At 68.6% G+C, this 15,244-nt stretch carries 12 protein-coding genes; 6 read left to right on the forward strand and 6 right to left on the reverse strand.

What is annotated here, in order from left to right; genetic code table 11:
• Positions 1–57: 57 nt before the first annotated feature.
• Positions 58–252: a hypothetical protein gene (locus N4G70_RS19695; RefSeq protein ID WP_120721566.1), complete on the reverse strand. Its 195-nt coding sequence runs from the start codon at positions 250–252 to the stop codon at positions 58–60.
• A 191-nt stretch (positions 253–443) separates the two neighbouring features.
• Between N4G70_RS19695 and N4G70_RS19700 the strand changes: the two genes are divergently transcribed.
• The 6 genes from N4G70_RS19700 (at position 444) to N4G70_RS19725 (ending at position 9,110) form a co-directional block, all read left to right on the forward strand.
• Positions 444–2,603 (forward strand): prolyl oligopeptidase family serine peptidase, encoded by a 2,160-nt coding sequence (locus N4G70_RS19700; protein WP_261713975.1) that lies wholly within the window; start codon positions 444–446, stop codon positions 2,601–2,603.
• A 364-nt stretch (positions 2,604–2,967) separates the two neighbouring features.
• A complete protein-coding gene (locus N4G70_RS19705; protein ID WP_261713976.1) occupies positions 2,968–4,005 on the forward strand; it encodes an ABC transporter permease in 1,038 nt (345 codons plus the stop codon).
• Positions 4,006–4,034: 29 nt separating this feature from the next.
• A complete protein-coding gene (locus N4G70_RS19710; protein ID WP_261713977.1) occupies positions 4,035–5,816 on the forward strand; it encodes an ABC transporter substrate-binding protein in 1,782 nt (593 codons plus the stop codon).
• A gap of 69 nt (positions 5,817–5,885) precedes the next feature.
• Complete coding sequence (locus N4G70_RS19715) at positions 5,886–6,863, forward strand: ABC transporter permease (protein WP_261713978.1); 978 nt, start codon at positions 5,886–5,888, stop codon at positions 6,861–6,863.
• A gap of 28 nt (positions 6,864–6,891) precedes the next feature.
• Positions 6,892–7,959: an ABC transporter ATP-binding protein gene (locus tag N4G70_RS19720; RefSeq protein WP_261713979.1), complete on the forward strand. Its 1,068-nt coding sequence runs from the start codon at positions 6,892–6,894 to the stop codon at positions 7,957–7,959.
• Between the two features lie 20 nt (positions 7,960–7,979).
• Positions 7,980–9,110, forward strand: a complete 1,131-nt coding sequence (locus N4G70_RS19725; RefSeq protein ID WP_261713980.1) for an ABC transporter ATP-binding protein — start codon at positions 7,980–7,982, stop codon at positions 9,108–9,110.
• 419 nt (positions 9,111–9,529) lie between these two features.
• On the opposite strand, the gene N4G70_RS19730 is transcribed toward N4G70_RS19725, so the two are convergent.
• The 5 genes from N4G70_RS19730 to N4G70_RS19750 form a co-directional block, all read right to left on the reverse strand.
• Positions 9,530–10,561 (reverse strand): ABC transporter ATP-binding protein, encoded by a 1,032-nt coding sequence (locus tag N4G70_RS19730; RefSeq protein WP_261713981.1) that lies wholly within the window; start codon positions 10,559–10,561, stop codon positions 9,530–9,532.
• A complete protein-coding gene (locus tag N4G70_RS19735) occupies positions 10,554–11,528 on the reverse strand; it encodes an ABC transporter ATP-binding protein (RefSeq protein WP_261713982.1) in 975 nt (324 codons plus the stop codon). The genes N4G70_RS19730 and N4G70_RS19735 overlap by 8 nt, the downstream gene beginning before the upstream one ends.
• Before the next feature lie 11 nt (positions 11,529–11,539).
• Positions 11,540–12,541: an ABC transporter permease gene (locus N4G70_RS19740; protein WP_261713983.1), complete on the reverse strand. Its 1,002-nt coding sequence runs from the start codon at positions 12,539–12,541 to the stop codon at positions 11,540–11,542.
• Positions 12,534–13,457, reverse strand: coding sequence for an ABC transporter permease (locus N4G70_RS19745; RefSeq protein WP_261713984.1), 924 nt, complete (start codon positions 13,455–13,457; stop codon positions 12,534–12,536). The genes N4G70_RS19740 and N4G70_RS19745 overlap by 8 nt, the downstream gene beginning before the upstream one ends.
• An 87-nt stretch (positions 13,458–13,544) precedes the next feature.
• Entirely contained in the window at positions 13,545–15,170 is a 1,626-nt protein-coding gene (locus N4G70_RS19750) for an ABC transporter substrate-binding protein (protein WP_261713985.1), read from the reverse strand.
• Positions 15,171–15,244 lie beyond the last annotated feature (74 nt).

Genomic DNA, 15,244 nt, shown 5'->3' on the forward strand with positions numbered 1-15,244 from the left:
CCCGGCACCGCCGCCATCCGGTGGCCCGCCGGGACGGGGCCCCGCCGTGCTCGCGGGTCAGAACTTGATACCGCCGATCATTCCCGCCACGTTGCTGGTCACTTGGCTGATGGTGGGGGCGATGGACGAACTCGCCAGATAGAAGCCGAGCAGGATGCAGATCGCCGCATGTCCGCCCTTCAGCCCGGATTTCCGGACCAGCAGGAAGACGACGATCGCCAGCAGCACCACCGCCGAAATCGAGAGTGCCACGGCGGTTCACCTCCATCTGTTCCGGTGGTCGGACGGACCCAGCAGCGTGCGTACAGCCAGCGGGTTCATACCCACCGAGCGCTACGGATCATAACTATCCGTGGGACCGCATTGATCGGGGCACGGGCGCACAAGGGGCGCACGTGACTCGCGCCCGAGCGGGCCGCGGGGCGGGCGGCTAGGTTCCCCTCATGACGACCACCGCCTCCAGGCACCCAGAGGACCCCCAACAGCTCTCGTTTCCCCGGCACTCGGCACGCACCCAGCGCTTCACCCTCGGTGCGCCCCGTGCGTTCACCGTGGCGCCGGACGGCGAGCGGATCGTCTTCCTGCGCTCGCCGTCGGGCACCGAACGCAGCAACCAGCTCTGGGTACTCGACCTGGTGCGCGGGGGTACGGAGCGGATCGCGGCGGACCCCGGCGCCCTGCTCGGCGGCGGCGAGGAGCGGCTCTCGGCGCAGGAGCGGGCGCGGCGCGAGCGGAGCCGGGAGGGTTCGGCCGGAATCGTCGGCTACGCCACCGACGCGGCCGTGGAACTGGCCGCCTTCGCCCTGTCGGGACGGCTGTTCACCGCTGAGCTGCGGGCCGGGACCGCTCGCGAACTGCCCGTGCCGGGACCGGTGCTGGACCCCCGGCCCTCCCCCGACGGGCGCCATGTGGCCTATGTGACGCGGGGCGCGCTGCGGGTCGTGGGGGCCGAGGGCGACGGGGACCGGGCGCTCGCCGAGCCGGAGTCGGCCGAAGTGACGTACGGGCTGGCTGAGTTCATCGCGGCGGAGGAGATGTCCCGCTCGCGCGGCCACTGGTGGAGCCCCGACTCCGACCGCCTCCTGGTCGCGCGGGCCGACGAGTCCCCGGTGCGGCGCTGGTGGATCGCGGACCCGGCCAACCCCGGGCAGGAGCCGGCCCGGGTCGCCTATCCGGCGGCCGGCACGCCCATCCTGTACGCGCTGGACGGCACCCGCACCGAGGTCGTCTGGGACCGGGCCCGCCACCCCTATCTCGCCCGGGTGCACTGGTCCCCCGACGGGTCGCCGCTGCTGCTCGTCCAGTCCCGCGACCAGCGCACCCAGCTGCACCTGGTGGTGGACCCCGCATCCGGCACCACCCGCACCGTGCACGTCGACGAGGACGCCGACTGGCTCGAACTCCTGCCGGGCGTCCCGGCCTGGGCTCCCGACGGACGTCTGGTGCGGATCGCCGACGAGGGCGGGGCGCGGGTGCTGGCCGTCGGCGACCGGACCCTGACCGGGCCTCGGCTGCACGTCAGGGCGGTGCTCGACATCGGCGGCGACGATGTGCTGATCTCCGCGTCCGCGGGGGCGGAGGCCCCGTCCGGCGCGGCGAGTGCTTCCGAGACCGGCGAGATCCATGTGTACCGCGTCAATGAGCTGGGTACGGAACGCGTCTCGGACGGCGCCGGAGTCCACTCCGCCGTGCGCTGCGGGGCGGTGACCGTGCTCAGTTCCGCGCGGCCCGACCGGCCCGGCGCCGAGGTGCGGGTGCTGCGCGACGGCAAGGAACTGGCCAAGATCGCGTCATATGCCGCCACGCCGGGCCTTTCGGTGCGGCTCCGGCTGACCGAAGGGGGCGCACAGCGCATCCCGTGCGCCGTGCTGCTCCCGTCCCACTACCGGGAGTCGGACGGTCCACTGCCGGTACTGATGGATCCGTACGGCGGCCCCCACGGACAGCGGGTGGTGGCCGCGCACAACGCGCATCTGACCTCCCAGTGGTTCGCCGACCAGGGTTTCGCGGTGGTCGTCGCCGACGGGCGCGGCACCCCGGGCCGCTCCCCCGGCTGGGAGAAGGCGATCAGGAACGACTTCACGCTCACCCTGGACGACCAGATCGAGGCGCTGCACGGCCTGGCGGGCACCCACCCGCTGGACCTCGGCCGGGTGGCGATGCGGGGCTGGTCGTTCGGCGGCTACCTCTCCGCGCTCGCGGTGCTGCGACGGCCCGACGTGTTCCACGCCGGGATCGCGGGGGCGCCGGTCACGGACTGGGAGCTGTACGACACGCACTACACGGAGCGCTACCTCGGGACACCGACCGAGAACGCCTCCGCCTATGCCGCCAACTCCCTTGTTGCCGATGGGCAGTTGGTGCGCCCGGACGCCCCCGGCCCGGACCGCCCCCTGATGGTCATCCATGGCATGGCGGACGACAACGTGGTGGTGGCCCACACCCTGCGCCTGTCCTCCGCACTCCTGGCGGAGGGCCACCCCCATGAGGTGCTGCCCCTGACGGGCGTGACGCACATGACGCCCCAGGAGCAGGTGGCCGAGAACCTGCTGCTGCTCCAAGTCGACTTCCTGCGGCGGTCGTTGGGGCTCCCCCGGCCGTAGTCACCACACCCGAACCACACCCGAACCACGGCCGGCCGGGCCGCCCCAGGGCGCCCGGCCGGCCCGCGACACCCCGCGGCCGTACGGTGCTCATCGCGCCCTGTCCGCATATCGGCGCGGCACATGGCGCACCGCCCCCGCGTTACGGAAATTGATGGACATTTAGCGCGATATTCCGGATAAGCCGGAAGGCTGTCAAGCACGCCGCCGCACCGAAGAATGAAATCTTGGGCCAAGATAACCGATGAGTTCACCCCGGCCCGCGCACACCCCTTGACGCAGAACCGCCGCACCCGTGAATGTTCCGGTCAACAAAAGACACGACGGCGCTGCGGAATCCTTCCTGCGCGGAGGGCAATGCGAAATGACGAGTTCCACAAGAGCTGCCATGGAGCCCACCGATCCACTTCCCGGAGAGGGCGACACCCCCGAACCGGCCGACGGTCCCGAAGTAAAGACAAGTGAACTTGTCGGACGTTCCCCGGGACGTCTCGCGTGGATCCGGTTCAGACGCGACAAGGTCGGAATCCTGTGTGCCTTTACGGTCCTCGGATTCATCTTCGTCGCCCTGGCCGCCCCGCTGATCTCCAAGCTGTACGGCAAAGATCCTTACCAGCTCTACGGGCAGGACCGCGGACTGCTGAACAGCTACGGCATTCCGCTCAAGGCCAACGGCGGAATCGACGGCGACTTCTGGTTCGGCCTCGAACCCAAGCTCGGCCGCGACGTGTTCACGCTGTTGATCTACGGCATCCGGACGTCCCTGCTCATCGCCCTCACGGTCACCGTGATCGCGGTGGTCATCGGGGTCCTGGTGGGGCTGGTGCAGGGGTACCTGGGCGGCAGGGCCGACTACTTCGTCGGCCGCTTCTCGGACCTGATGCTGTCCTTCCCCCAGCAGTTGTTCTTCATCGCCTTCACCCCGGTGATCGTGGCGCTGTTCGTCTCGCCCACCGAGGAGGAACCGGCCTACGTACGGGTGGTGGCGCTGATCCTGGTGCAGCTCATCCTCGGCTGGATGACGATCGGCCGGCTCATCAGGGCCCAGGTGCTCTCGCTGCGCGAACGCGAGTTCATCGAGGCCGCCCGGCTCAGCGGCGCCTCCGGCTGGCGGATCATCCGCAAGGAGCTGCTGCCCAACATCTGGTCGACCGTCCTCGTGCAGTCGACCCTGCTGCTCCCGGTCAACGTCACGGCGGAGGCGGGCCTCTCCTACCTCGGCGTCGGGGTCCACAGCCCCACTCCGGACTGGGGCCTGCTCTTCCAGTCCGGAGCCACGTACTACGACTCCGATCTCACCTTCATGTTCTTCCCCGGCATCGCGATGGTCGCCTTCGTCGTCGCGTTCAACCTGCTCGGGGATTCGGTCCGGGACGCTCTCGACCCCAAGACCGTGCGCTGAAGCCCGATCATCCTGACAGGCAGGAACACATGAGAATAAACAAGGCGCGCCAGGTTTCCGCGGTCCTCGCGGTCGGGGCTCTGGCGCTGACCGCCGCATGCAGCAGCGGCGGATCGAGTGACGGCGGCAACGGCCCGGACTCGGGCAAGAAGGCCGCGGTCCAGAACTTCGGCGTGGGCACCAAGGCGGACTCCACCGGTCCCGCCGTCGCGGTCGACGGCGCCAAGGCCGGTGGCACCGCCTACAGCCTCGACCAGGCCGGCTTCGACTATCTGGACCCGGGCCAGCAGTACGTGAGCGACCAGCTCTCGGTGCAGCTCCTCTACAACCGCTCCCTGACCGGCTACAAGATCGACCCGAAGTCCGGCAAGACGATCGTCGTCGGTGACCTCGCCACCGACGCGGGCACGCCCTCCGACGGCTCCAAGACCTGGACGTACACCCTCAAGGACGGGGTCAAGTTCGAGGACGGCACGCCGATCACCACGAAGGACGTCAAGTACGGCATCGAGCGGCTCTTCGCGGACTACGAGACGCAAGGCCCGCAGTACGTCCAGAAGTGGCTGTACGGGACCGACTACCGCAAGAAGTACGCGGGCCCCTACGACGGCAAGGAGATCCCGGACGCGCAGATCTCCACGCCGGACGACAAGACGATCGTCTTCCACTTCCTGGCCCCGCACGCGGACACCCCGTACGCGATGGCGATGCCCAACATCTCGCCGGTGCCCAAGGCCAAGGACGACAAGCAGAAGTACAACAACCACCCGGTCTCCACCGGGCCGTACAAGATCGCGAGCTATCAGCCCGGCAAGTCGCTGTCCTTCGAGCGCAACACCAACTGGGACCCGAAGACCGACCCCATCCGCAACGCCTACCCCGACAAGTGGGAGTTCCAGCTCGGCATCCAGGAGCCGGGTCTGACCAACCGGCTCGCGGCCGACACCGGCACCGACAGGTTCGCCATCAACATGTCGGGTTCGGCGGATCCCTCGAAGATGCAGACGCTGACCTCGGACCCGCAGTACAAGGGCCGCACGGTCAACGAGTACCAGCCCTACGTCGAGGTCTTCAACCTCAACACCAAGCGGATCAAGGACCCCAAGGTCCGCCAGGCGCTGGTCTACGCCTTCCCGATGACCCAGGTCCAGCAGGCCTTCGGCGGCGCCGCGCAGGGTGACCTCGGCACCACGCTGCTGAGCCCGACCGTGGCCGGCTGGAAGAAGTTCGACCCGTTCGGCAAGCTCGCCAAGCCCATGGGCGACCCGGAGAAGTCCCTTCAGCTCCTCAAGGACGCCGGGGTGAGCACCCCGTACAAGATCTCGCTGGCCTACGCCAACACCCCGCGCTGGGACACGGTCACGCTGACCATCCAGAAGGCGCTGGAGAAGGCCGGGTTCAAGGTCGAGCGCAAGGCCATCGACCCGACGTCGTACTACACCGTGGTGGGCAAGGTGGACACCCCGTACGACATGTACCGCACCGGCTGGGGCGCCGACTGGCCCAACGGCTCCACCGTCGTGCCGCCCACGATGGACGGGCGCAATCTGGCGGACGGCACCAACAACTACTCGTTCCTGAACGACCCGAAGGTCAACTCCGAGATCGACCGCATCAACCAGATCACGGACCTGCCGCAGCAGGCGGCCGCGTGGGAGCAGCTCTCCGAGTACGTGCTCCAGACGGACACCTCGCAGCTTCCGTTCATCTTCGACAAGTACTTCAACCTGCACGGATCCGGCCTCGGCGGTGTCACCTACAACCAGGTCTACGGGACGATCAACCCGAACTCGGTCTTCGTGAAGCAGTAGCACGTACGGCTCGGTTTCCCCGGCCCCGAACGGGCCGGGGAAACCGCATAGCGACGGAAGAGCCATCCCATGTTCCGTTTCCTCGTGCGCCGCGTGCTCGGTGCCATGGTCATCCTGCTGCTGATCAGCATGATCACCTATTTCCTCTTCTTCGCCCTGCCCTCCGACCCGGCGCTGCTTTCCTGTGGAAAACAATGCGATCCGCAGAATGTCGCCCTGATCCGTAAGAACCTCGGGCTCGACCTGCCGATCTGGACGCAGTACTGGCATTACATGGTCGGTATTTTCGCCGGCCGCCATCTGCCGATCGGCGACTGTCCCGCGCCGTGTTTCGGTTATTCCTTCGCCAATCAACAACCGGTGTGGGGAACGATTGCCGACAGCTACCCGACGACGCTGACCCTCGCGGTCGGCGGCGCGGCGGTCTTCCTGACCGTCGGCGTCTCCCTCGGCCTCATCTCGGCCTGGCGTCAGGGCACCGTCTTCGACCGGGTCGCGAGCGCCACCTCGTTGCTGGGGCAATCGGTGCAGATCTACTTCATCGGACCGCTGGCGATCCTGTTCTTCTCCACCCAACTGGGCTGGCTCGACCGGGGCCACGACGTGGACTGGGCCCATGACGCGGTGGGGTCGGTCTCCGGGATGATCCTGCCCTGTCTGGTCCTGTCGGTGATCTTCTGGTCCAACTACAGCCGCCAGACACGGTCGTTGATGGTCGAGCAGCTCTCCGAGGACCACATCAGGGCGGCCCGCGCCAAGGGCATGTCGTCCCGCTACGTCTTTCTGCGGTACGCGCTGCGGGGCGCGATGGCCACCATCATCACCATCTTCGGCGTGGACCTGAGCGCGGTGCTCGGCGGCGCGATCATCACCGAGGTCACCTTCGGGCTGCACGGCCTCGGACTGCTCTCGGTGCAGGCGGTGCTCCGCAGCGATCTGCCGCTGGAGATGGCCGTCATGCTCATCGGCGCCACCCTCATCGTCGTCTGCAACATCGTCGTGGACCTGGCCTACGCCTTCATCGACCCCCGGATCAGGCTCGCCTGACGCCCGCAGACCTCCAGGAGAACCATCCGTGTCCACCCTGAGCCAGAGCGCCGCCGAGCCGTCGGCCGCGCCGGCGTCCTCCTTCCTTTCGGTGACCGACCTCTATGTCCACTTCGCCACCGAGGACGGCATCGTCAAGGCCGTCGACGGCCTCTCCTTCGATCTGGAACGCGGCTCCACCCTTGGCATCGTCGGCGAGTCGGGGTCCGGAAAGTCGGTGACCAACCTCGCGGTCCTGGGGCTGCACAACCCGCGCAACACCACGATCCGGGGCGAGATCGTGCTCGACGGGCAGGAGCTGACCGGAGCGAGCGAACGGCAGCTCAACCGGCTGCGCGGCAAGAAGATGGCGATGATCTTCCAGGACTCGCTCGCCGCGCTCTCGCCGTTCTACACGGTGGGCCGCCAGATCGCCGAGCCCTTCATGAAGCACACCGGCGCCTCCCGCCGCGAGGCGCGGGCACGGGCCGTGGACATGCTGCGCAAGGTCGGCATCCCCCAGCCCGAACTCCGCGTCGACGACTACCCGCACCAGTTCTCCGGCGGGATGCGCCAGCGCGCGATGATCGCGATGGCGCTGGTCTGCGACCCCGACCTGGTGATCGCCGACGAGCCCACCACCGCGCTGGACGTGACGGTGCAGGCGCAGATCCTGGACCTCCTGAAGAGCCTTCAGCAGGAGACCGGTGCGGCGATCATCATCATCACCCATGACCTGGGGGTGATCGCCAAGACCGCCGACCAGGTGATGGTGATGTACGCGGGCCGGTGCGTGGAGCGCGGCACGGTCAAGGAGGTCATGCACCACCCACAGCACCCCTACAGCTGGGGCCTGCTGAGCTCGGTGCCGCGCCTGGACTCCTCGGTGGACATCCCCCTGGTGCCCATCCCCGGCGCCCCGCCCAGCCTGCTCGCCCCACCGCCGGGCTGCCCCTTCCACCCCCGGTGCGGCTTCACCGACCGGGTGGCGGGCGGGGCCTGCCACACCGCACGGCCCGAGCTGCCGGCCGCCCAACAACGGGGATCCGCCTGCCACTTGACGCATGCACAAAAGGAATCCATCTTCACCGAACAGATCCGCCCCCGGCTGCGCTGACAAGGATGCGGGACATCGTCATGAGTGAGAACGCCACCAGCCTCGTCAAGCAGCCGGACGCCGCTACCGGATCCGGCGGCACGGAATCCCTGCTCGAAGTGGCCGGCCTCGTCAAGTACTTCCCCATCAACATGGGCTTCCTCTTCAAACGGCACGTCGGCGACGTACGCGCCGTGGACGGCATCGACTTCCACATCGGGCGGGGCGAGACGCTCGGCCTGGTCGGCGAGTCCGGCTGCGGCAAGTCGACCACCGGCCGACTGGTCACCCGGCTGCTCGAACCGACCGGCGGACGGATCCGGTACGCCGGCCAGGACATCACCCACGCCTCGCGCCGGACGCTCGCCCCGATCAGGTCCGAGATCCAGATGATCTTCCAGGATCCGTACGCCTCGCTCAATCCGCGCCAGACCGTGGGCGACATCGTCGCCAACCCGATGGTGGTCAACGGCATCAAGCCGTCCGGCGGGGTGGAGCGGCGGGTCCGCGAGCTCCTGGAGATCGTCGGCCTCAACCCCGAGCACTACAACCGCTTCCCGCACGAGTTCTCCGGCGGGCAGCGCCAACGCATCGGCGTGGCGCGAGCGTTGGGCATGTCACCCAAGCTGATCGTGGCCGACGAGCCGGTCTCGGCGCTCGACGTGTCGATCCAGGCTCAGGTCGTCAACCTGCTCCAGCAGCTCCAGCGGGAGCTGGACATCGCCTTTCTGTTCATCGCCCACGACCTGGCGATCGTGCGGCACTTCTCGCAGCGGGTCGCCGTCATGTACCTCGGCCGGATCGTCGAGGTCGGCGACCGCGAGTCGATCTACCAGCGGCCCCGCCACCCGTACACCCACGCGCTGCTCTCCGCGGTGCCGGAGGCGGTGGTGGACGAGGAGGGCGAGCGGCGCGAGCGCATCCGGCTCGCCGGGGACGTGCCCTCGCCCGTGGACCCGCCGTCCGGGTGCCGCTTCCGTACGCGGTGCTGGAAGGCGCGGGACAAGTGCGCGGCGGAAACGCCCGCGCTGGTGCGGATCGAGGGAAACCGGGAGGGGCATCTGACGGCCTGCCACTTCCCCGAGGAACCGACGGTCGCGGCCCGGGACGAGGACGTGGTCCTCGACCCCGCTCTCGCCGCGATCGAGGAGGCGACGGACACCGCCCGTTGACCCGAGTTCGATGCCTCCACTCGGAGCCGGGGCTCGCGCCCGCACACCCCGTGCATGCCGGCGGGCGCGGGCCTTGGCATTCTGGCAGACCGCGCGGGGCCGCTCGCGCAGTTCCCCACGCCCCCTCTCGCCCACCAGCACGGGTGTGCGGGCCTTGGTGTTCTGGTGCGGCCCGTACGTGGCTGCTCGCGCAGTTCCCCGCGCCCCTAGGGGGTTCGGCGTCGCCGGCGATGGCGCAGCCGAGCCATTCAGGGGCGCGGGGAACTGCGCGAGAAGCGACCACGGCCCGCAGGCGAAAACGGGTTCAAGGGGCGCGAGGAACTGCGCGACCAGCCACCTGCGACCCGCAGACAAAAACGGGTCCAAGGGGCGCGAGGAACTGCGCGAACGGCCCAGCACGGCGCGCCCGCAGTGAGACGTCAGCCCGCCGGAGGCACGACGCGCCGCTCCTCCGCGAAGTGGCACGCCGAAGGGTGCCGCGCCGGCCCCTCCGTGAGGCGGAACTCGGCCGGCACGGCCAGCAGCGGCACCTCCTGCGCGCACCGCTCGCGCGCCTTCCAGCAGCGCGTGCGGAAGCGGCACCCGGACGGCGGGTTGGCGGGCGAGGGCACATCCCCGGTGAGGATGATGCGCTCGCGGCGCTCGCGCGCCGAGGGGTCCGGCAGCGGCGCCGCGGACAGCAGCGCCTGGGTGTAGGGGTGGGTGGGGTGCTCGTAGATCTCCTCGTCCCGGCCGATCTCGACGACCCGGCCGAGGTACATCACGCCGACCCGGTCGGAGATGTGCCGCACGATGGACAGGTCGTGGGCGATGAACACGTACGAGAGGGCGAACTCGCTCTGGAGCCGGTCGAGCAGGTTCACCACCTGGGCCTGCACCGACACGTCGAGCGCGGAGACCGGTTCGTCCGCGACGATGATCTCGGGCCGCAGCGCTAGGCCCCGCGCGATGCCGATGCGTTGGCGCTGGCCGCCGGAGAACTGGTGCGGATAGCGGTTGATGTACTCGGGGTTGAGCCCGACGACGTCGAGCAGGTCCTGGACCTTGCGGCGCCGGTCCCCCTTCGGGGCCACCTCGGGGTGGATCTCGTACGGCTCCCCGATGATGTCGCCGACCGTCATGCGCGGGTTCAGCGAGGTGTATGGGTCCTGGAAGACCATCTGGATGTTGCGGCGCACGGCTTTGAGGGCCCGGCCCGACATCCGGGTGATGTCCTCGCCCTTGTAGGAGATCCGTCCCGCGGTCGGGCGTTCCAGATTGACCAGCATGCGGGCGACCGTGGACTTGCCGCAGCCGGACTCCCCCACGATGCCCAGCGTCTCGCCGGCCGCGAGGTCGAAGGAGACCCCGTCGACGGCCCGCACCGCGCCGACCTGCTTCTTGAGGAGGATGCCCTGCGTCAGCGGATAGTGCTTGACCAGGTCCCTGACCTCCAGAATGGCCTCAGCCATCGAGGGTCTCCTTCCAGAAGAAGCACGCGCTCTGCCGGCCGGGGCCCACCTCGAACAGCGGCGGCACCTCGGTGCGGCAGATGTCCTGGGCCATGGGGCAGCGCGGGTTGAAGGCGCAGCCCGGCGGGATGTGCATCAGGTTGGGCGGCAGGCCCTTGATCGCGTACAGCTCCTGGCCCTTCTGGTCCAGGCGCGGGATCGATTCGAGCAGGCCCTTGGTGTACGGGTGCGCGGGACGCTTGTAGATCTCGTGCACCGGGGCCCGCTCGACGATGCGGCCGGCGTACATCACCGCGATCTTGTCCGCGACGTCGGCGACCACGCCGAGGTCGTGGGTGATCAGGATCAGACCCATGTCGAGTTCGCGCCGCAACTCGGCCAGCAGGTCCATGACTTGGGCCTGGACGGTCACGTCGAGGGCGGTGGTCGGCTCGTCCGCGATGATCAGGGACGGTTCCAGGGCCATCGCCATCGCGATCATGATGCGCTGGCGCATGCCGCCGGAGAACTGGTGCGGGTACTGGCCCACGCGTTCCTTCGCCGCCGGAATGCGCACCCGGTCCATCAGCTCGACGGCCCTGGCCTTCGCGTCCTTGCGGGACATGCCGCGGTGGACGGTGAACATCTCCGAGAGCTGGTCGCCGACGCTGAGCACCGGGTTCAGGGAGGACAGCGCGTCCTGGAAGATCATGGCCATCTCGGAGCCGCGGATCTTGCGCCGTTCGTCCTCCTTGAGCTTCAGGAGGTCCTTGCCCCGGAAGAGGATCTCGCCGCCGCCGATCCGTCCGGGCGGCATGTCGAGGATGCCCATCACGGCCTGCGCGGTGACCGACTTGCCGGAGCCGGACTCGCCGAGCACGGCCAGCGTCTCACCCGCGTCCACCGAGTAGTCGACCCCGTTGACCGCCTTGGCGACCCCGTCCCGCGTCCTGAACTCCACCTGGAGATCACGTACTTCGAGCAGCATGGCGGGTCTCCTCAACGCAGCTTGGGGTCGAGGGCGTCGCGCACCGCGTCGCCGAGCATGATGAACGCGAGCACCGTGATGGCCAGCGCGCCGGCCGGCCAGAGCAGCATGTGCGGGGCGTTGCGGATGTACTGCGAGGCGGACGAGATGTCGATGCCCCAGGAGACCGTGGGCGGCTTCAGCCCGACGCCGAGGTAGGACAGCGTCGCCTCCAGGGCGATGTACGTACCGAGCGCGATGGTTGCCACGACGATGACCGGGGCGACCGCGTTGGGCGCGATGTGGCGGAGCATCATCCGCGCGTTGGAGGCGCCGAGCGCGCGGGCCGCCTGGACGTAGTCGTTCTGCTTGGCGGTGATGACGGAGCCGCGGGCGATACGGGCGATCTGCGGCCAGCCCAGCAGGATCATGAAGCCGATGACGGGCCAGACGGTGGAGGAGGTGACCACCGAGAGGAAGACCAGGCCGCCGAGGACGACCGGGATGCCGAAGAAGATGTCGGTGACGCGGGAGAGCAGCGCGTCCCAGCCGCCGCCGAAGAACCCGGCGAGCCCGCCGACGAACGAGCCGAACAGGGCGACGCCGACGGTGGTGCACACGCCGACGGTGACCGAGGTGCGGGCGCCGTAGACGGTCCGCGTGTAGACGTCGCAGCCCTGCCCGTTGTACCCGAAGGGGTGGCCCGGCTGGGAGCCCTCCTGCGCCTTGGACAGCTCGCACTGGAGCGGGTTGCCGCTCGCGATCAGCGAGGGCCACAGCGAGATGACGACCAGGAAGAGGATGACCAGCGCCGAGATGATGAAGACGGGGTTGCGCCGCAGGTCGCGCCAGGCGTCCGACCACAGGGAGCGCGCCCGGTCGCCGGAGGCGCCTGATGGACGCAGCTCGGCGGGGCCCGTGCCCTGCGGCCCGCCCGGGGTCTTCTCCAGCGTCGTCGCCTCGCTCGCCGCGAGGTCCATCGCCCCGCCGGCCCCCGTACCGGCGATCGCTCCGTCGTCGTAAGGCTCAGGCATAGCGGATCCTCGGGTCGAGTACGGCGTACAGAAGGTCGACGATGAGGTTGGCGATCAGGAAGACCAGGACGAGCACGGTCACGAACCCGACCACGGTCTGGGTGCTCTGGCGCAGGATGCCCTGGTAGAGCTGGTAGCCGACGCCGTGGATGTTGAAGATGCGCTCGGTGACGATCGCGCCGCCCATCAGGGCGCCGACATCGGTGCCGATGAAGGTGACGACGGGGATCAGCGAGTTGCGCAGCAGATGCTTGACGATCACCCGGCGCCTGGGCAGGCCCTTGGCGACGGCGGTGCGGACGTAGTCGGCGCGGGAGTTCTCGGCGATCGAGGTGCGGGTGAGCCGGGTGACGTACGCCAGCGAGACCGACGCCAACACCAGCCCCGGGATGAGGAGTTCGTTGAACGGGGCCTCAGGCGAGACGGTGGGCTTGATGACCCCCCATTCGACGCCGAGCAGCAGTTGGAGCAGCAGACCCGTGACGAAGACCGGGATGGCGATGACGACGAGGGTCAGCATCAGGACGACGGTGTCGACCGGGCGGCCGCGCCGCAGCCCCGTGACCACGCCCAGGGTGATGCCGATGACGATCTCGAAGAGGACCGCCACGATGGTCAGCCGGATGGTGACGGGGAAGGCCGTGGACATCAGCTCGGTGACCTTCTGCCCGTTGAACGCGGTGCCGAAGTCGCCGGTGAACACGTTCCCCATGTACGTCAGGTATTGCTGCCACACCGGCTTGTCGAGCCCGAACTCCTTCTTGAGCTGCGCGGCGGTGGCGGGGTCGCAGGCCTTGTCGCCGCAGAGGCCCGCGATGGGGTCCCCCATCACGTTGACCATCAGGAAGATCAGCAGCGTGGCCCCGAAGAAGACCGGGATCATCTGGAGCAGGCGCCGGATCACATACCGTCCCATGAGGCCCTCCGGGGGTCGTAAGGAACTCGCGAGGGGCACGGCCCGGCCCCCGTCGGCGGGGGCGTGCCGGGCCGTGCCCTGACGGCGTCAGCCGACCTTGATCTGGTCGTACACCGGGACGCTGAAGGGGTTCAGCGAGACATTGGAGATACGGTCCGAGTAGCCGGCGCTGCCGTTCTGGTACCAGAGCGGGATGGCCGCCATCTGATCGCGTACGACGCCCTCGGCCTCCTGGAAGTCGGCGACCGCCTTGGCCTTGTCGGTGTCGGCGTTGGCCCGGTCGACCAGCTTGTCGAACTCGGGGTTGCTCCACTTGCCGTCGTTGGAGGAGGCGCCGGTGTAGTACAGCGGCTGGAGGAAGTTCTGGATGAGCGGGTAGTCCATCTGCCAGCCGGCCCGGAAGGGGCCGCTCATCTTGGACTGGGTGATCTGGCTGCGGAAGTCGGCGAAGGTGCCGACCGGACCGCCGACGCACGCCTTGTCGTTGCCGAGCGCGTTGTTGATGCTGTTGCAGACCGCGTCGACCCACTCCTTGTGCGAGCCGGTGTCCCCGTTGTACGAGATCTTGAGCTGCCCGCCGGGGATGCCGCCGCCCTCGGTGATGAGCTTCTTGGCCTCGGCCGGGTTGTAGTCGCAGGCGTCCCCGCACAGCCCTGCCTTGTAGCCGCCGGCCTCGCCGAGCACCGGCGAGGTCCAGTCGGTGGCGGGGGTACGGGTCTTCTGGAAGATGGTCTCGGTGATCTGCTTGCGGTTGATCGCCCGCGAGATCCCCTTGCGGACCTTGGCCGCGTCCGGGGTGTTCCAGGCGGCGTCGTAGTACGGGAAGGCGAGCGTCTGGATGATGCCGGCCGGGGTGTTGAGGTACCGGTCGCCGAGGTCGGCCTTCACGTTCTTGAGCTGGGATGCGGGCACGTCGTCGACGAGGTCGAGGTTGCCGGCCGTCAGATCGGTGTAGGCGGTGTTGTTGTCGGTGTAGACCTTGAGGTCGATGCCGCCGTTCTGCGCCTTGTCCTCGCCCATGTACTTGGCCCACTTGCGCATCGCCAACTTGGAGCCCTTGGTGTACGAGTCCACCAGGTACGGCCCGTTGCCGACGGGCTTGGACACCCAGGCCGCGTGGTTGTCGAAGAACGCCCGGGGCAGCGGCGCGAACGCGGGGTAGCCGAGGGTGTCGGGCCAGGTGGAGAACTTCTGGTTGAGCTTGACCGTGAAGGTCTTGTCGTCGACGACCTTCAGGCCCGACATCGTGTCGCCGCTCGGCGTCCCGCTCTTGGGGTGGATCTGGTCGTAGCCCTCGATGTAGGAGAACATCGAGGCGTTCTTCTGGTTGTTCTTCAGGTTCGCCCCGTAGTTCCAGGCGTCCACGAAGGACTTGGCGGTGACCTTCTCGCCGTTGGAGAACGTCCAGCCGTCCTTCAGGGTGACCGTGAAGTTCTGCGAGTCCGAGGTGTCGATCTTCTCGGCGAGCATGTTCTTGGCCTCGCCGGTCTTGGGGTCGTACCGCTTGAGGCCGCGCATCAGCATGTCGAGGACCTTGCCGCCCTGGACCTCGTTGGTGTTGGCGGGCTCCAGCGGGTTCTGCGGGTCGCCCCACGAGGAGCTCACGATGCCGTCCGCGCCACCGCCGCCGCTCCCCCCTCCACCGCAGGCCGTCGCCGCGAGGGCGACGACCACCGCACCTGCGGCCCACTTGGCGTGCGTGGCTCCGCGCATGGAGTCCTCCCAGAGTCCCATTCGAGTCCCAAGTCTCACTTAGGCCCAAATATCACCCCACCTCGGCGCGGACC

This window comes from Streptomyces sp. ASQP_92 (assembly GCF_025399895.1).
In the GTDB taxonomy this organism is placed as follows: domain Bacteria; phylum Actinomycetota; class Actinomycetes; order Streptomycetales; family Streptomycetaceae; genus Streptomyces.